The organism is Runella sp. SP2 (assembly GCF_003711225.1).
In the GTDB taxonomy this organism is placed as follows: Bacteria; Bacteroidota; Bacteroidia; order Cytophagales; family Spirosomataceae; genus Runella.
In genome coordinates this window covers 3,083,630-3,102,613 of the sequence record NZ_CP031030.1, presented here as the reverse complement: position 1 = coordinate 3,102,613, position 18,984 = coordinate 3,083,630, and the positions used below count along the sequence as shown (strand labels likewise).

At 44.8% G+C, this 18,984-nt stretch carries 12 protein-coding genes; 2 read left to right on the top strand and 10 right to left on the bottom strand.

Features of this window, described 5'->3' with window-relative positions; all coding sequences use genetic code 11:
• Nucleotides 1-27: 27 nt before the first annotated feature.
• The 8 genes from DTQ70_RS12990 to tsaD all read right to left on the bottom strand — a co-directional run bounded on the left by DTQ70_RS12990 (nucleotide 28) and on the right by tsaD (nucleotide 9,652).
• Nucleotides 28-1,101 (bottom strand): aldose 1-epimerase family protein, encoded by a 1,074-nt coding sequence (locus DTQ70_RS12990; protein WP_122931199.1) that lies wholly within the window; start codon nucleotides 1,099-1,101, stop codon nucleotides 28-30.
• Between the two features lie 6 nt (nucleotides 1,102-1,107).
• The gene (locus DTQ70_RS12985) at nucleotides 1,108-1,920 is read right to left on the bottom strand and encodes an alpha/beta fold hydrolase (RefSeq protein ID WP_122931198.1); all 813 of its coding nucleotides are present in this window, start codon (nucleotides 1,918-1,920) and stop codon (nucleotides 1,108-1,110) included.
• Nucleotides 1,921-2,065: 145 nt separating this feature from the next.
• On the bottom strand, nucleotides 2,066-2,893 hold the full coding sequence (locus tag DTQ70_RS12980; protein WP_122931197.1) for a sugar phosphate isomerase/epimerase: 828 nt from the start codon (nucleotides 2,891-2,893) through the stop codon (nucleotides 2,066-2,068).
• Between the two features lie 30 nt (nucleotides 2,894-2,923).
• Nucleotides 2,924-3,982: a ThuA domain-containing protein gene (locus DTQ70_RS12975; RefSeq protein WP_122931196.1), complete on the bottom strand. Its 1,059-nt coding sequence runs from the start codon at nucleotides 3,980-3,982 to the stop codon at nucleotides 2,924-2,926.
• 3 nt (nucleotides 3,983-3,985) lie between these two features.
• Complete coding sequence (locus DTQ70_RS12970) at nucleotides 3,986-4,837, bottom strand: sugar phosphate isomerase/epimerase (RefSeq protein WP_122931195.1); 852 nt, start codon at nucleotides 4,835-4,837, stop codon at nucleotides 3,986-3,988.
• 178 nt (nucleotides 4,838-5,015) lie between these two features.
• A complete protein-coding gene (locus DTQ70_RS12965; RefSeq protein ID WP_409050426.1) occupies nucleotides 5,016-5,786 on the bottom strand; it encodes a DUF1080 domain-containing protein in 771 nt (256 codons plus the stop codon).
• A gap of 339 nt (nucleotides 5,787-6,125) precedes the next feature.
• On the bottom strand, nucleotides 6,126-8,528 hold the full coding sequence (locus DTQ70_RS12960; RefSeq protein WP_122931193.1) for a gliding motility-associated C-terminal domain-containing protein: 2,403 nt from the start codon (nucleotides 8,526-8,528) through the stop codon (nucleotides 6,126-6,128).
• Nucleotides 8,529-8,650: 122 nt separating this feature from the next.
• Entirely contained in the window at nucleotides 8,651-9,652 is a 1,002-nt protein-coding gene (gene tsaD / locus DTQ70_RS12955; protein WP_122931192.1) for a tRNA (adenosine(37)-N6)-threonylcarbamoyltransferase complex transferase subunit TsaD, read from the bottom strand.
• A 41-nt stretch (nucleotides 9,653-9,693) separates the two neighbouring features.
• Between tsaD and DTQ70_RS12950 the strand changes: the two genes are divergently transcribed.
• Nucleotides 9,694-14,286, top strand: coding sequence for a translocation/assembly module TamB domain-containing protein (locus DTQ70_RS12950; protein WP_122931191.1), 4,593 nt, complete (start codon nucleotides 9,694-9,696; stop codon nucleotides 14,284-14,286).
• A gap of 398 nt (nucleotides 14,287-14,684) precedes the next feature.
• Here DTQ70_RS12950 and DTQ70_RS12945 read toward each other — a convergent pair whose 3' ends face one another.
• Entirely contained in the window at nucleotides 14,685-15,320 is a 636-nt protein-coding gene (locus tag DTQ70_RS12945) for a TlpA disulfide reductase family protein (RefSeq protein ID WP_164490000.1), read from the bottom strand.
• Nucleotides 15,321-15,362: 42 nt separating this feature from the next.
• Nucleotides 15,363-16,106: a hypothetical protein gene (locus DTQ70_RS12940; protein WP_122931189.1), complete on the bottom strand. Its 744-nt coding sequence runs from the start codon at nucleotides 16,104-16,106 to the stop codon at nucleotides 15,363-15,365.
• A gap of 326 nt (nucleotides 16,107-16,432) precedes the next feature.
• Between DTQ70_RS12940 and DTQ70_RS12935 the strand changes: the two genes are divergently transcribed.
• Complete coding sequence (locus tag DTQ70_RS12935) at nucleotides 16,433-18,961, top strand: hypothetical protein (RefSeq protein ID WP_164489999.1); 2,529 nt, start codon at nucleotides 16,433-16,435, stop codon at nucleotides 18,959-18,961.
• Nucleotides 18,962-18,984: the final 23 nt, after the last annotated feature.

Below are 18,984 nucleotides of genomic sequence, written 5' to 3'. Positions count from 1 at the left end.
TAATGAATGAAAATTGTGTGTGTATAATTAGGGGTGCCCAACAAAGTCGCGAAGCGCGGCTGAGTCGGTAATGATTTCAATATCAAGGGTGTAACTGCGCTTTTCTCCTGGCGCTAGTTCAATGAGCGTTTGTTGTGCCCGTGCTGCCGCTTGCCCAATCGGCGGGTGGGTGCCAGGTTCTAAGCCCGTGACGTATTCGCCTTTGCCCCAGTGCTGCCAGTTGGTGAGCCAAGGCAGTTGAGCTTTGGGAAAACGAACTGCAACGGCAAACCCAAGTGCCTCATTATAAACTCCGCAACTTGCTTGTCCGTTGGCGTCAGCGTCGATGTCGATAAAGGCGGCCTCTTCGCCAAAGCCACTGTGGGCTTCGAGCGGCGCGGGGCAACGGCGGAAATCGTTGTCGTTATTAAAAATCGGATTTTGTGGATTGCCATCGCGCGACTGCCATTTGCCTTGCCACACTAAGCGTGCTCCTTCGTCCACCAGCGGCCAACCGAAGTTGCAGTGGTAAAGTAACATGTGCGGGGCGGGGGTATTGGCGCGGTTGATGATTTCGTCGTGGATTTTGATGGTCGGTTGTCCGAGCGTTCCCGAAATTGTCCGACGCAGTTCCAACACGGGCCCAAAAACGCGGGCTTGTTTGATAATCCCCGTAATGCTCATGTCCAACTTGCCCGCCACAGGGTCGGGCTGAACGATGGATTCAATTTCGGCGGGAATATTGCTGATTTCGCCGTGAAGGCCGCGCTGACCGTATTCGTCCGACTCAGGCCCACCAATGTGGCTCAACCCGCACGTGGTAACTAAACCTCCACCGAACGTCCGAAGCCAATCAATGCCACCGTCCGAAAAAGGCTGAGGTGGCGTAATACCTGCATGACTCAACCAAGCCAAACCGTGTTGGTTGTAGAACGCTTCGGCGATGTCCATGGCGCGGTCAAGCACCACTTTATACCGCAAACCCGTTCCCGTATTTATCCACGCAATGCGCGTCCCACGTCCTGCGCCGTTGTCGAGTACGGAGGTTTCGATGCCTCCCCACTGCGCCACGTGCGACAGTTTGTTGGTCCAAGGTTGCGTGTTTGTTTCGTTTGTGTTCATAAATAATTAAGTATGCTGACTTAACCAATTCTTTACCCGTGGGTTAAAGTCGTCCAAGTGCTCAAAATGGAAAATGTGTCCCGCATTTTCGTACAAATACAACTCCGCGTTAGGAATCGCATTGGTCACTTCTTCGGCCATCCAAACGGGCGTAAAAATGTCCTCGCGGCCACCAATCACAAGCGTCGGTTGCGTAACGTTCGGTAAATCCGCCAAGGCATTGTGCGAAATGCAGGCCGAAGCTTGTCCTTCCAGTCCGTGCAATGGCTGAGGGAACGGGTCGAGACCCGCTTGGGCGCGTCCTGCTTCCAGTTCTGCTGCGATGGTTTCGTTATCCCACGACGATTTTGAATAAATCAACTGCTGAATGTACAAGCTAAATTCCTCGGGACGGAAGCGTGCTTTGCAGTGCATCATGTGGGTAAAAATGGCTTTGGCCACGTTATCGCAGCGCGCCCACGGACACATCAGCACCAACGAGCGCACTTTTTTAGGGTGACGAATCGCCAGTTGTTGGGCAATGGTACTTCCCATCGAACAGCCAACTACGTGCACATTTTCCAAACCCAGCGCGTCGAGCAATCCTGCATAATCGTCGGCCATTTGAGCCGTTGAATAGGGGCCTTGCGGTTTGTCGGTTTTGCCTACGCCACGGTTGTCACCAATAATGCACCGAAAATCGTTTGCCCAGTACGAGGCGTGGGGCTCCCACACACCGCCTGCTGCCGTGATTCCCATGATGAGGAGCAATGGCTGAGCGTTGGCATCACCCCGCTCTTCGTAGTAAAAATTGATACCGTTGGTCTGTACGAAAGGCATACTATTGAGGATTGATTACGAGACTTTGCTTTTTTACCACATAGCTCACATAGTTTTTTTACATAGAAAACCTAGGAGGATTTAGCTATCTATGTATTCTATGTGTTAATTCTATTGTGCTCTATGTGGTTAAATCAGTTTAAGGTTATTTCAGATTTGGAATTAAATCGTTTAAAATCCAACGCCCGTCGTGGAGGGTCACAAAATCGGGGTCGTCGAGGGCTTCTTCGCCTTCGTCTTCGCAGATAATCCAACCCGAATAATTGATGTCTTTCAACCACTGCGTAACACCGAGCAAATCTACTTTTCCGCGTCCCATCAACGTAAATTCAGGATTACCGTCCCAATCTTTGTAGTGTACGTGGTTGATAAGCGAGGCGTATTCTTTCATTTTGGCGAGCGGGTCCATGTCGCCATTGATGATGTGACCCACGTCGGGCGTCCAGCCTGTCACGGTTGCATCCAACGACTCCAACACAATTTTATAGTCTTCTTCGGTACGGATGATGGATGAATGCGGTGAGTTGGGGTGAAAACTACAAGGCACGCCCAACGCATTGGCACGGGCCGAAACGGTATTGACAATATTCACCAGGCTTTTCTGACGCGCGGCGAGGTCGTGGCGGCCCGTTGGAATTTGAACCGTATTTAAAACCGCCCCAGGAAAACGCTGTAACAAAGCGATGGCATTGTCGGCGATGCGGCGTTCGTCTTCGTTTTCTCCGTTACCATTCCACTCCAAGGCCAAAGCCACGGCGGCTAGTTCAATGCCTTGTTCTTTCAACTTAGCTTCCAACAAATCAGGGTTTACCAAATCGCCCATCCACGTAAAAATGGGTTGAATTCCCGTAAAACCTGCTTTGGAAATAATTTCAATCATGTGGCCTAAACGCCCTTGGTGTGTGGCACCGTTTCCGCTCATGAACCAAGTGTAAACTTCTGAGCCAAAACGAAATGGAAGTGTTACTGACATACTAGAATTAGGATGGGTTATGAATACAAATTATTTTTTCTTGAAAATTTCACCAGGCATAATCAACGAATTGAAATCTGCTAGATCAGCAGGTTTTACGTTTACTTTATACCCGTCAAAATTGAAAGGTGTGGGCTGGTAAGGACCGACAAATTCAATGGGGTTGTTGGCTTTGATTTCTTTCTCCATTCCCATTGCCCAAAGAGTGGCGTTGATTGCCATGCGTCGGAATCCTTCGTTGAGCAGGTCTTCAGATGCACCGTGGGTGGTAGTAAAAGCACGCCCCGTTGGCCCAGACTCAACTGAATAGTTTTTAACCCATGCAACAGGGAGTAACTCTTTGGTAGGGTCGGGGGCTGAGGTGGGCGTCATGCCATTGAGCACTTGCCCGCGTGCCAAGGTGGTAGCCCCGTTGGGGTAGGCGGTATAGCCTCCCGACTGCACCCAAACGTCTTTGACACCGCGCAAAATAGGATGTTGTTTTTGGGAATCTTCCAACAGTAGTTTTGAAGATTGTTTGTGGTTGGTGCCGTAGTGAGATACCCACGTTTCGCCCAATACCAATTCACCAAAACCGTCTTTCCACCCACTTTTTTCTCCTTTGTAGTTCCAAGAATAATGCTCCCACTTCGAGCCACTCTTGATGTTAAAAGCATGGGTCGAAGTTCGAAAAGCAACAATAGGGCCTCCGCGACGAATGTAAGCGTCGAAGTGCTGCATTTCTTCATCATCAAAATGGGAAAAACGCGTAAACAATACCATTAAATCGGCTTTATCGAGGGCCGCTAACCCTTTTAAATTAGAACTTCCAGGGAAGATGTTGCCATGGTCATCTAATCCAAAAACGACCGTGCACGTAAAACCATAACGTTTGGCCAAAATACGAGCTAACGCGGGGAGAGATTCTTCGCTTCGGTATTCGTGGTCGGTGGTGACAAACACGATATTTTTGCCCCTCCCTGGGCCTTTTTCTCCTTTATAGACAATTTTGTACGCATCCTCAGGATGAACCGATGGCAGGGGCGTTGCAAACCCCAACAGTCCAAAAAGCAGGCAGCAGGAAATAAAGAGGAAGCTTCCTTTTTTCATACGTTATAAATTATGCTTGATAGACATTTCGCGGATGAACGTCAGACCATTTTCGGCAATGTGCCAAGGGTCATTGTACTCGCGCCATACCCCAATCGCATTGGCAAAATCTGGGTCATTGCGAGAAAATGCTTCAATCGTCAACCAGCCTTTGTAGCCAACCGCCGCCAATCCCGCAAAGGCATTGTCCCACGGGATATGCCCATCGCCAGGCGTGCCGCGGTCGTTTTCGCTAATGTGGACGTGACTCAAGTAAGGTGCAATGGTACGGATGGCCGACTCGTATTTTTTCTCTTCGATGTTGGCATGGTGCGTGTCGAACATGGCCCGTACGTTGGGGTGGTTGGTCAATTGCACCAAGTTGGCAAGGTGCTCCATCGTATTGCAGAGGTAGCACTCAAAACGATTGAGGGCTTCGGGGGCTAAAATTAAGTTGGCTTGCGCGGCGTATTCTCCCGCAGCATGTAGTACTTCGGCGGCGCGGGCAAACTCATCTACCGAAGCTGGACGAGCCACAAAATGCGCGTGTGCCGAGTGGAAGGGGCCACAAAGTACTTCGGCGTTTAGGTCGTGGGCGCGGTCAATCACCCATTTAAGTTGGTCGAGGGCTTGGGCGCGTACCGTTGCCGATTCGCTGACTGGGTTAGTATCAGGACTTACTACCGTCACGGCCGTTACGCCTAAACCTAGTTCACGCGAGCGGTTTCCTACCCGTTTGTAGGCGTCTTCATCGGGGGCACCGATAAAATATTCGACGCCGTCGTAGCCAATTTCTTTGAGGCGTTCGATGATGGGAAATAATTCGTCAGACATTCCCGCCGACCAAGCCAATACATTAAAGCCAATTTTATTCATAATTCTTTTCGAGCAGTTTTGTCTGTGTAATCGTTAACTGTTATTTGTATAACTGTTATCTGTTAATCGTTAACTGTATAATCATATTGATTATTAGATGTTTAACATTGGTTATAGCATTACACCATCGAGGTTTCACCGATAACGATTAACCAATAACGATTAACTGTGAACCGCATTACAATTGCTTCAAACGCAGATTGCGGTATTGTACTTTCATGGGAGGACCTACGTGTACTTGTACGCCCAAAAATCCTTTTGATTTGCCGTTTACTTGGTCATTGTCAGTGACATCGCTCATCAATACGCCGTTGACATAATGTTGTAAACGATTGCCTTTCACAACCAAATGAAATTCATTCCAATCTTCTGATTTGATTTTTGTTTTCAATTCGTCTGAAGTTCCCAATGAACCTGTCACTTGGAGGTCGGTCCAGGCATTGCGTTTTACTTTGGCACGTACCTGCTCGGGTGTCATCGGAGAAGACTGAGGGCTAATCGTCGTGATTTGACCACGGTAAGCGAGGGTAGTGCGTTTACGCTCCTCGTAGTTTTGACCAGTGTAATTGATTTGACCATCAATATCAGCTTGGTAGCCTTTCAGCGCGAACGGTACATCCGTTAATCTTTCGCTGCGATAATTGATGCCTGAGTTGCCCGCTTTGGCGATGTTAAATTCGCCTTTTAGTTCAAAATCAGCAGGTTCGCCACCTTTCCAGATAAGAAAGTTGTTGGCTTTGAGCAACGTACTGGGAGTAATTTCGCCGATAAGTACACCGTTTTCAGCGCGCCAGTAGGTAGGGTCACCATCCCAACCGTCGAGGTTTTTACCGTTAAAAATGGATTTGAAGCCTTTTTCAGAAGCACCCGTGCTTGTATTAGAAACTTTACAACCACCTAATACAATCAACGCAGAAAGAAAACCTGCTTGAAGAAGTTTAGCACTCATTTTGTTAAGCATGTAGATAACGATTTTATGTTTTAGGAATAAGCCTGATGTTTAGCCAAAAAATGGTTTAGGAACTAAGCAACGGACAAATTAATATTCAAATATTTCTAAAAAGAGTGTGAAAGACTATCCTACACCTACCTGCTCATTTATATTATTTTTGACTGTATTTGCGCTGTGCTCCGCGTTTTTTGACTTATAATCAGTTGTTTACCCATTCTATTGGAATACAAAAAAAGGGTAGCTTTGAACCCAAAGTTATGTTATTCTAAAGCAAAAAAAGGGGCATTATTACCCCTTTTTATTGATAAAATATGTGAAGATTGTGCAGAATTTGGGCTATCGAAGCAGTAAAACCTTGCCCCGTCGAGCTACATTGTCGGACTCCGTGTTGGGCAAAATGAGGTAGGTATATTCGCCAATGGGAGCAGGGCTATTTTCGTAAAAACCATCCCAAGGCAAGGGGTGGTCTTTGGATTGATGGTGAATGAGCTCACCCCAGCGGTTGTAAACAAATACCTCCGCGTCAGGAAATTTTTCAAGGTTTTTGATTTCCCACGTGTCATTCGTACCATCGCCGTTGGGGCTGAATGCGTCGGGAATAAACATTAAATGTACCACCACCACCTTAATGCTAATTTGAGCGCTACACCCGTTGGAGGCAGTGGCGGTAAGGGTATAGGTTTCGTTGTCGGGGGTTGAGATGTTGGTCTGTAACGCAGTAGGGTTTTCAATACCCGTTGGAGGAGTCCATTGGTACGTTTCGCCGTTGGGTGTTTCACTTTGGACTTGCACATTCACCGAAGCATCTTTTAATTGAGTAACGCTGTTGGGCGCTTTTAAAACGGGAATAGGTTTGATTTCCAAAACGCGGGTTTTGGACAATACACAATCATTGCCAAAGTTTACTTGATACTGAATAGAGTGACGACCAACCCCCGCTGTTTGAACATTTAAGTTGTTTGTTTCAACCCCATTTCCCACAAATATCCCGTTTGCGGGGCTACCTTGAAGCGCCACCCGAAGTGCGGGGTCATAACAAACCGCAAGCAATGAGTCGAATCGGATGGTGTCTGCCAATACTTGGGTAATTCTTTTGGGGTCTGAAAGGGCCGAACAGCTACCACTGGAAACCCGCACTTGGTAAGTTCCTGCAAGCTTAGTGTTAAACTCGTTGGAACGTTGGGGAAGGACTTGGCCATTAAAGCGCCATTCGACGGATAAGCCAGGGGCTAGAACTGTTTGTAATTTGATAGAGTCACGGCCACATAATTGAGTTTTGGCCGAGGTAATGTCTGGCTTTGCTGGCGAAGGGCGCAGTATAACGACGGCGGTGTCACGACTGATACAGGCATTTGTACCCCGAACCGCGACTTGATAGGTGCCTATTTGAGTTGTGGCTAAACTAGAACGGGTTTCAGTTGGAAGCACAGCGCCATCTCTACGCCACTCATAAACAAAACCGTTTCCTTGGGTGGTTTGTATGATAGCCGTATCGCCATTACAAATCCTCAGGGTATCAGAGGGGGAAAAGTTGATAGTTGGTCCTTTTACTATGACAACTTTCACGAGTTGAGAAACCGTGTCGAGGGCGCACCGACTGGTATAACTAGCCGTTACTTGATACTCACCTGCTTGGTTGATGGTGACAGTTGTGCTTTTTTGGTTTGGAATGTTGATACCATCTTTTTGCCATTGGTACGAAACATTGGGCTGTGACGTAAACTGGAGTGTCGCATTCGTCCCTTCGCAAATTTCGACGACCGAAGCGGGTAAACTGGTATTGGTGCTGTTGAATACTGTGGGTGAAGGAGGTGGAGTGCCGCCACAGTCAATGACTTTTAACTGAAACTCCCGACGGGTTGAACCAATCTTGACCCCATTTCGGTACTCTTCTACCAGAATAGCAAAGGTGAATCTGCCCAATTGAGAAGCTCTTACCGTAAGAAAGCCCGTAGTCGGGTGAATTGCCAATGCGGGATTTCCTGGAATGGTATTGGAAAGTCCATAGCCTGCCGCCCATCTAACTTCGGGATAACTGCTGCGCGATTCGCCTAGTCCTCGCGGATTTGTTTCATTGGTGTAACCATTGAGGGGAGTAACTAAGGTGTATCTTAACTCATCACCATCCGCATCAGTAGCGCTCATATTCATCCTAAATGGCCTATTAATACAAATATATTCACCGTTGGGGATACTGAGGTCGGGGGAAGAATTACGAAAAAAAGTGCCGTTTTGCGTAAGGGCTGGAAACTCCAACGTAAAAACCAGTCCGACGTTTTGACCTCTATTTTGAAGATTGTCCACCCCAGCCGTCCGACAACAACGTTCCCAAATGATGTAATACCCTTGAGAATCGTTATAGCGTGCGGGGCTCAAACTAATAGCGCGACTATAAATTTGGGCAACGGTACGGAGTTGTTGGTTTCCCGCACAAGCTTCATTTTGATAAATGATAGGTTTGTTTTGGTTTACTTGTTGTGGCAACTCAAAAGCGTCCATTCTCACATGGTCGCTTTTACGAAAGATGTACACAGTAGCACTTGCGTCGTTGTTGGAAAAATCACCTCCTACAACTGGATTGAGTGTAAGCATGTCAGAGTAGAGCGTGAGGGTAAGAAGGTAATTACCCTGCGTTGGCTGCGCTATCATCCGAAAATCACCACCAAAAATATGGACAGCCCATCCATCAATTGAAATAGACAAGAAAAGTACAAACACAAAAATCACTCGCTTCATCATCCTGCATTCAAAACGTTAAGGGTTGTTTTAAAGGAATTATAAAGCTAGTGATTTTGTGGTTATGATGATAGGTTATTGCTAGTCAATGATTTAAAATTTAAAAAAAAATTATTAAACGGCCTCTAAAACGCCATGCGAGGCAAGGGACTGACAGTTTGCTCGCAGAAATCGGCTTCCTCAAATTTGAAATGAGAGGCCATCGCAATCATCGCGGCATTGTCGGTGCAGTACTCAAAACGCGGGATAAAAACATTCCAATGTTCTTTTTCCCCGAGTTCCAAAAGCGATTTTCGTAAGCCCGAATTGGCGGATACGCCCCCTGCAATCGCAATGTCAGAAATCCCCGTTTGGCGGGCTGCTTTGCGGAGTTTTTGTAACAACATTTTGATGAGCGTATGCTGCACACTGGCACAGATATCGGCGATGTTTTCTTCGACAAACTGTGGGTTTTCTTTGGTTTTACCCTGTAAAAAATACAAAATGGACGTTTTGATGCCGCTAAATGAGTAATTGAGCCCAGGCATTTCGGAGAGGGGGAAATTATAAGCCAACGGATTTCCTTGTTGGGCGTGTTTGTCAACCAACGGGCCGCCCGGGTAGGGAAGGTTGAGCAATTTGGCGGTTTTGTCAAAGGCTTCTCCTACGGCGTCGTCCTGCGTTTCACCAATAATTTCCATGTCGAGGGGCGAGCGCACCAGCACAATTTGGGTATGTCCACCGCTGACCGTCAGGCACAAAAACGGAAAGGAAGGAGTTGGGTCTTCAATAAAGTGTGCCAATACGTGCGCCTGCATGTGATTTACCTCAATGAGCGGGATATTCAGCCCCAAAGCAAAGGCTTTGGCAAACGATGCGCCTACTAATAATGCGCCCAAAAGGCCAGGCCCGCGCGTAAAAGCGATGGCATTCAGGTCTTTTTTGCTTACTTTTGCATCCAGAAGCGCCTTTTCGACCACAGGGACAATGTGTTGCTGATGGGCACGAGAAGCCAATTCGGGAACAACCCCACCGTATTTTTGGTGAATCACTTGTGTCGCTACAATGTTGGAACAGATTTTGCCGTTAGAGATAACGGCCGCGGAAGTTTCATCACACGAAGATTCGATGGCTAAAATAGTTGACATTTGTTGAAATTTTGCGTTAATTTTGAGCAGTCGCCCAGCCCATGAAACGTATCATTTGGTACATTCTGAACACACTTTTTATCCTCTTTGTCACAGTGGTGCTGTTGGCAGAGATGATAAGCTTGTGTATTCAATTTCCACTGATACAAACCTCTCTCGTAGGCTACGTTACCCAAAAACTTTCTAAAGAACTACAACACCCGACTTCCGTAGGAAGGGTAAGCATTAAATGGTTCAACGCCGTTTCGCTCGAAAAAGTTGAGATTCGCGACCGCAAAGGCCGCCCCATGATTCAAGTGGAGCGCCTCGACGTCAACCACGACTTTTTGGAGCTGGCGATTGGCAAAGATAAAAAGACTTTTGGCACTTGGCTCGATGAAGCCACGCTTTACCGTCCGTCGGTGTGGTTGGTAAAGAACCCCAAAACGGGCGATTTGAACCTAGACGAATTTATTGCCCGTATCGAAGAGCTGACTTCTAACCCCAATTCTCCCCCTGGAAAAAAAGACCAAAACGTCCCATTTTATATCAAGCAAGTGCATTTGATTGAAGGGACGTTTCGTTTTGACGATCCTCGTGAGCAACGGATGTCGGGTAAAGCCTTTGATTACAACCACTTTACTTTGAAAGGTATCAGTGGTGAGGCCAAAAATTTCATGGTCTTGGGAGATACCATTGCCTTGAAAGTTCGAGGACTGCATACTTACGATAAACGCACCAATTTGACGGTGAAAGGGTTGAATTCTAACGTGATGTACTGCCGTACGAAGCTAGAGTTGGCAGATTTGTACGCGCCCATTGGTAATTCAATCATCCGCAATTATATTTCCTTCAACTACGACAAGCCATCGGCTTTTGGCGATTTTAATGCCAAAGTATTGATGAAAGCCCACATTGACAGTTCGCGGGTTCGGTCGGAAGATTTGGGCTGGTTTGCCGATTATTTGTTTACCCTCAACGAAACTTGGAAAGTCCATGGGGATTTTCTGGGAACGGTCAATGATTTTAAATTGACAAACACCGATTTACGTTTTGGTAAAAATAGCCGTCTGCGTGGAAAAATAGCTTTCAAAGGAGTCACAGAATTTGCGACCTCGTTGTTGGATTTTGACATGGTTGAGACGCGGGTCGATGCCGCTGATTTGTACCAATATTATCCCGAAAAATCGTTTAATGATTTGGCGAAAAAATTCGGGGTTGTTGATTTCTCGGGTAAATACAAAGGTACAATAGACCGCTTCAACATGAGCGGGGATTTTAAAACGGCGATGGGACAAATCAACGTCCGTGCACTGGAGATGAACCTTGCCGCGCCCGTTCCTACCTACGTCGCTGACATGAAAACCCAAGATTTTGATTTGGGAAAATTGGTGGAGGATGAGGCGTTTTCTCAACTTGATTTGGACGGAAAAATAAGCGGAAAAGGATTTGACGTCAAAAATGCAGGGCTGCGCTTTGATGGCAAAATGCCGAAATTTACCTACAACGGCTACGTCTATAAAAATGTATATCTGAACGGTACGCTGCAAAATAAGCTTTTCAAAGGCTCGGTGATTGTCCGTGACACCAACCTCATAGCCGACGTGGACGGTACTTTTAACTTTAATAAAGACAGGTATTCTTATCACGCCGAAGGTTTTGTACAACGTGCTGATTTGCGCGCGCTCAAGTTTATGAAAGACTCACTGCTGATTCATACGGAGTTGAACGTAGATTTGGAAGGGAATACGATGGATGAAATGGTGGGGAAGGCGAAATTTTTGAATAACTACGCTACTTTTAAAAACCGCAATTTGGTCGTTGATACCTTGCTGGTAGACTCTCGCCTAGAAGACAAAAATCGTGACTTAGACATTCGCTCTGAGTTCTTTAATTTTAAAGCCAATGGGCGTTTTGAACCGACTAAAGCAGTGGTTGATTTGGCACGTTTGTTTGATGAATACCAAATGTATTTTTTGGGAGACGAAGCTGCCCAAATCGCTTATTACGAAAATAAACAACTCAAGAAACCAATCGGGGAGCGCTATAGTGTGGCGTACGATTTGAAATTTAAAAAAATGGATCGTCTGTTGGCGTTTCTTTTTCCTGAAGGTTATGTCTCCAACGGTTCACGCGTGGAAGGGGTGTTTACGGTTGATAATACTTCAATGTTTTCGATGGCGGGTCAGTTTGATACCCTCAAAATTGGGAATAACTCGTTTTACCGCTCAGAGTTAGATTTGAATACCTCAAAGTTTACCAATACGCCTCAAGTACTCGCATCGGCGATTATTCGGTCTGACCAGCAAAAGTTAGTGGGCATTGCCCCGACCGAAAACATGCAGATTGAGGCTGCTTGGAACGAAGACCACATTGCGTTTCGCAGTAATTTACGCCAACAAAAACTGCCTAACCGCGCCACGCTTAACGGCGAACTTCGGTTTGTGGGCGATTATATGTCGTTACAATTCAAAAAGTCGAAACTCCGCTTGTTGGAGGAAGACTGGAACTTGGATGCTACCAACCTGATTATTATCAACGGCTCCGAAGTGCTTTTGAGCAATGTCAACCTAAAAGCGGACAAAAAAGACCAGTTGATTTCGTTGAATGGAAAAATGTCTAATAATCCTTTGGAGGAACTGGCTTTTGAAACCCATAATTTTGAATTGGCTACGCTTAATCCCGTCTTGAATGTGAACCTTGGGGGCGTGGCCAACGGCAGCCTGACCATGAGGGATGTATATCGTACGTTGATTTTTGATAGCCAACTCCAAATCAAGAAACTGACCTACAATAATTTCTTGATGGGCAACTTGATGGGCGATGGAGAGTGGGATCCTGTTGATAAGCACTTGCACGTGGACATTCATTTGGACAAAAACGAAAAACGTGAGTTTACCGTTACAGGGACTTATACCCCCGACCGCACCAACGATGAGCTGGACTTAACTGCGGAGTTTAACGAAACGAACCTCAATTTGATTGAGCCGTTTGCACGGGGTTTGGTGTCGAACATCACAGGCAAGGCAGCAGGCAAAGTGTCGGTAAAAGGAGCGGCTTTATCGCCCGTACTGGATGGAACGGTAGATGTGAAAAAAGGACGTTTGACGTTCGACTATTTGAAAGCGGTACTGGCCTTTGAAGACAAAGTCTATTTTGGAGAAAGTGATATTCGGGTAAAAAATCTGCGTTTAACTGACCCCGAAGGAAACGTGGCTAATTTACGTGGGGGCGTTTACCACGATGGATTTAGCAAGTTTTCGTTAGGGTTTGATGCTGAAATGCGCAATTTCCGAATGTTAAATACAACGATTCGGGACAATGAACTTTTCTACGGGAACGCCTATACAACGGGTACAATGGAGATTTTCGGTCCCATTAATAATTTGAATATCAGTGCCGATTTGACCAGCAATAAAGGAACAAAAATATACATTCCGCTCGATGGCGCGGCCGAAGTGGCTTCCGAAGACTTTGTCCAGTTTGTGGCGCCAGTAGAAGACACTACCACGCAAATCGCGAAAGAAGATAAAGTTATTCCTGCCCAAGAAAGTAACATCAAAATGGATTTTCGCCTCAACATGACGCCCGATGCGTACTGCGAAATTCAGTTTGACCGACAAGGAGGAGATGCCATCAAAGCCTACGGAAAAGGGCTTATCAATCTTAAAATTGATACCCGCGACGTGTTTGACATGGCAGGGTCGTACGAGATTCAAAACGGGGACTATTTATTTACCCTGCAAAATGTCATCAACAAAAAATTCCAAATCCAAAAAGGAAGCCGAATTTCTTGGACGGGCGATCCTTACGGTGCTACGCTCGATGTAAAGGCAAGTTATTTGTCCAATGTTTCGTTGGCTCCTGTACTGTCGGCAAGTACCACTACGACTTCTACTTCCAACAGCGACGCACTTATGTCGCGCCGTTATCCAGTGGAAGTAACCATTGGGCTAAGCGAGCGAATGCTGTCGCCCCAAGTGACGTATGGTTTGAAGTTTAAGGAATATCCTGCGGCTTACTCGTACATTGTAACGGCTTTGGAAGAACGCCTCAAGCGTGACGAACAGTCGCTGTCGCAGCAGGTGAGTAGTATGTTGTTATTTGGGCAGCTTTTTTCGGATCAAAACAACATCTTGGCGCAATCGGCGACGGGTATCGGAAACAGCATTGGAGAAATGGTAACGAGCCAAATCAACAAATGGGGGTCGTCGTTGAACGAAAACTTAGAGCTGGGCGTGTCGGGCTTAAACTTTAATTTGAACGACCCTACCATCAATGCCCTCAACAATTTGCAGTTACGCTTTTCGTACCGTTTCTTAAACGATCGTTTCCGTATCACGCGCGATGGCCGCTTGTCGTACGGCCAAAATCAATATGATGCCACGAGTTTATTGCTCGATTGGACATTAGAATATTGGCTCAATGATGATGGAAGTCAACGCTTGCGGATGTACAACCGCAACGTTCAAAATCAGTATCTTGCTTCTACAGGTACGCCGATGGCAGTTTCCTACGGAGCGAGTTATTTGTTTACCCGTAGTTTCAATTCATTTAGAAATTTAGGGCCGAAAGAATCGCGCCCCGAAACGCTTCCCAAAACCGACTCAGGAAGGTTGACTACCTATCGTAATTCGGTAACCACTGTGAAATAACGTAACGTGTAAAGGGGTGCTCACATGTGCCGAGGGGTGCTCACAACCCGAATTTTTTGTGTGGAGGGTTGCTCCCAACCCGACGAAATCAGCGATTAGAGCGCTGGGAGTTGTGTATTATATCACCTTTAAGTTTAAAAAGAGTGTTAGCCAAGTTTCTTTAAAGTTTTACCCGCTGATTGGCGCAGATTAAAATCCGCAGATAAACGCCGATAATATGCTTTCATAAGTCATTTTTTAAGCGAAGATATGGGTTTATATTATTTCAAATGTATTCAAAAGACATACGTTTAATGGTTTAAATATACATTTTAATTTTCTTGGATTAGTTTATCTATTAAAGTGGTAAACTCTTTGGTGTTCCTAACATCTGGGGCATACATTTTTAAAATTTTACCTTATTGATTTAAAATAATATATCTGGGTAAATATTTTACATCAAATTTTTTAGCAAATTCAGATTTCATACCCCCAGCAATCCAGTAAGAGTCTTCAGGTTTTAATTGTAATTTCTTCGTACTTTTTCTCCAATTTTCTTCTTTATCATCCAAAGAGATTTTAAGAAAAGAAACCTTTTTTTCGGTAGAATATTTTGTCGTTAATGATTCAATCAAAGGAAATGCGTCAATGCAATTTCCGCACCAACTTGCCCATAAATCAATGACAGTGACAGGGGTTAGCTTTTTATTGAGTACATATTCATGATTAGAAGGCGTACTAATTTTAAATTCATCGATAAAACCTTTATCCGTATATCTTGTTGAATTAGGGTCGATTTCAGTATAATATCGTTGTCGTATCAAAGTTCTTCTTTCTTCGCTTAGGTAAGAATCGTATAGCGTAATTAATGAATCTACTGATGGATAGTTAGGTGGGTACTTTCTGGCTACGGAAGCTAAAAAATATAAGTTATTGGTGATGGCGTAATTGCGCTTTTCCCCATCGTAATTATTTGATAAATAGTCTAATAGATAGGCGTAGTGACCAATTTTGTGGTACAAAGCGTTATCTTTTGATTCTCGTACCCTTGCCAAAATATAGTCAGGTAAATACGAGCAAAAAAAAAGAACACTACTTCATGAGTTTAAATCAATTTCTTCTTTCAGGAGACTTGCTGGTTGGATATATTTATTAAAAAATTGTACTGCTTTATCTCCTTTGTAATTTCGGGCATCAATGAAGTTAATCAAACGCCCCAATTTATGGTAAGCTAATTCTCTTTTTTGAGTTTTAAAAAACGATTTAATTGATTCGTCAGGCTGCGAGTTGCTTAAATTTTCATAGACAGAATAAACTGAGTCTAATTTTTTGTAATGACTTTCGATTTTTTCTAGATATTCCTCTTCAGTTATTGTTTTTCCTATATCTTTTAAAGTTGGTAAATTTCTGCTAATATTTACGTTTCCTAAATAATCATTAGCAATTTTCCCAATTCCGAAATAGTCAAAAAATATAATTCCGTTTTTAGTGTTATTTTTATCAATAACAACGCTTAGTTGATGACGTGGCGCAATATATATTTTACGCTGAATCCCATTTATTATCACTTCCATGCTTATTGGTTTTGCGAAATGATATTTCTTTTCGCAAACTCCATTACTAACTGCTAAAGTATCAGTAGAATAAGTTAGATAGTTTAAACTGTATCTTAATATAATATAAGGAGTTGGGAGGTTTTTTAGTTCGAAGCGAATTGTTGATTCGATTTGCGAACTATCAGGACTAAAATGGAAATACTTATTTGAGCTCCAATGTCCATTTCCAAAGCAATCAAGTACTTTTATAATTGCAATTAGTGAAGAAATGATGAGTATTTTCATAGAAATAGTGGATTACTTTAGCCTATACCAAAACTACAATTTTTACCTAAGACTATAACCAAGTTGTTCTTAAAATAAAAAGCCGTAGTTGTCCAAAGTTAGGTAAGCGATAGTTGACTGACCTGAGCATCGCCCTCAACGAAACCGTACAAGCCCGACAAAATTATGTGAATGTATTGAAGACATACTGGACTTCCTTTTATACCTTGCGGCGATTAACGCTTTTCGATTTTTTGAAGAACGAGAAAATAACCGTTTCGGAAGGGCGTTTTTAGTAACACTTGGTTCAGGGTCGCCTGATGACATTCAGTATTCATTCAAATTCAATGAGATTTCTTCTTTTTTGGCAACATTGGAGCCGTTCTGAACGGTTTTTGTACCTTACTGCTTTAGGGCTTTTGACGTTTAGCTTGGTTTGTCTTCTCTTTTTTCACTACCGTGGCATCGAAAATTCGATAGAGTGGAAAGTCTTGAGCGAATTGGACGAAGTACCCGTAAAGCTCGATAGTTTGAAGGTGAGCGGGCAGCAGTTAGCGGATAGCAGTCAGCGGTCGGCAGAAAGCCTCTTTTTGTTGGGAAAAACCTATATTTTAAAAGAGCAATTTGTACCTGTTCAAATCGACGTTCCCGAATGGCTTGGCTGGGGATATTTGGGCGGCGTGTTGGCGGGTTTTGTGCTATTGTTGGCCGCAATTTCGGGCTTGCCGCGTAGGTGGTACATTGGCGCTATGATGCTAGTCATTACACTGTTTTCGCTGTCCCATTTTGAGGTACTGCAACTTTTTGGGACCGACAATTCAACGGGCTTTGTGGTGGTAGCTGCGGTGTTGGGCATAGTAAGTTACTATATCCACGCCTTTCGAGAGAATATGCCCATGGTGCAGCGGATTTTTCTTTTTGCGGGGGTCATAGGAACCCTAGTTGGCGTTTTTTATTTTGGAAGCAAAGCACCTGTGTCAGCACTGACGGTTACTACCTACAGTTTGCTTCCCATGTTGATGTTGAGCGTTGGGTTTATCGGCTGGTTGGCGATAGAAATTGTGGCGGGTTTTGTGTATGTCGTTACCAACCCACGGACAGGTTTTGGCAAGACGAGCTTGCTAAATTTTCTGTTTTTGTCGGTGCTGTACATTTTTAGTACCTATCTACTGTACCTCAAAGTAACCCGTCAGAGCGATGCGGCGTTTTGGTATATAAGTCCTGTAGTGATATATACTATAAGCCTTGTTTTAGGGATATGGAGTTTTGCACGACGCACCGAAGCATTTTTACCTTTTCGTGAGATTGGGGCATGGTTATACGTCGGACTAGGATTGGTGACGACGACCGTGATGTCTTTTGCGCTTTTTACCCACAACAATTCGTTCATTGAAGTTTTTGAAGATGCGGTGGTGTATAGTCAATTGTGCATCGGAACGCTGTTCGTCGTCTATGTTGGCCTCAACTTCTGGCCGTTGTTCAAACAAGGCAAAGCCGTTTATAAAGTGGTGTACAAACCCATGCGATTTTTACAGTCGCAGGCTTGGCTGATTGGTGGCATGGCCTGGGTTGCTATTTTGGCTTTTAATCGTTTTTATACCATCGACCAAGCGCAGGCGGGGTATTACAATGGCTTAGGCGATTTACACACAGTCACGCGAGAGTGGACAGTCGCGAGCGGTTATTACCAACAGGCGTTAGATATTGATTATCAAAACCATAAGTCGGCTTTCGCTTTGGCATCCTTGGCTTTGCGACAAGGTGATCAGGCAACTGCAGGGTCATTTTTTCAACAAGCTTTGCAGAAAGACCCAACGCCTCAAGCGTATGTGGGTTTGGGGCAAGCGCTGTTGAATGAAAACCTATTTTTTGATGCGGTTTTTAATTTACGAAAAGGACTAAAAACGTTTCCTGATAATGGTGAAATTCAAAATAATTTAGGGTATTTGTATTCTCGAACGGCCATTGCAGATTCTACGTATTATTACTTTGAGCTTGCCCGTCAGAATGCTAAAAACCGCGACGTGGCGGAGAGTAATTTGCTGGCTTTCTGGGCAAAAGCACTTACTATCTCGTCGGGGAAAGGGTCGCTGGCGTCGTTGGGACTTACCAAAAAGGACGTTGAAGAAACGCAGTTGCTCGAAAACAAAGCCGTTAATCTGTCGCACGAAGCCAACCGATTGGCCGTTGCGCAGCTAACAAATACCCGCACCGAAGCCGTGAAGGTCGCACCAGATTTTGCCAAAGATTCGGCATTGAGTGTCAATAACTTTGCTTATTTGTACAACTTAGGGCAATTTACGAAAGATACAAACCAAGCCATTTTGTTTAAAAAACTGATAAATACGGGCAACAATGGCAATTTTTACCATGAACTGCAAGTAGCCCAAGCGTACGCGGAATATCCCCGAAACAAATTGACGGCCCTCGATATTTTGGCATCAGAAACAGTGGCGGATACTTCCCAAAAGGTAGCAATGGCCCGTCAGATGCTGGATTTTTGGCTTATCAAAGAAGCCCGTCCAAGCTTGGTAAATCTTGCTACGTTGAAAACAACAGCCGACTTTTGGACAGCCGTCAGACAGCATCCGTTTGACACGGGTGTATTAACAGCGGCGACTCAATATTTCAACGCTCAAAAAAATCCAAAAGCGGCGTACGATATTCTACTCAATGCCTTACGCTTTCGTCGGTCAGCGCCCGATTTGCAAAAATTGTATGTTCTTCAGTGTTTAAAATTATATCTAACAGACTTTGCCGAGGAAGGATTACAGGACTTGGCTCAGATGACGACCACTACCGATTATCAAGCATTTTTGAAAACCTATCAAGCCCAACGCGCACTCATCGAAAAAGAACGCGAAAGTTTCAAGTAAAAATGTACCTTTACGCATTGTTT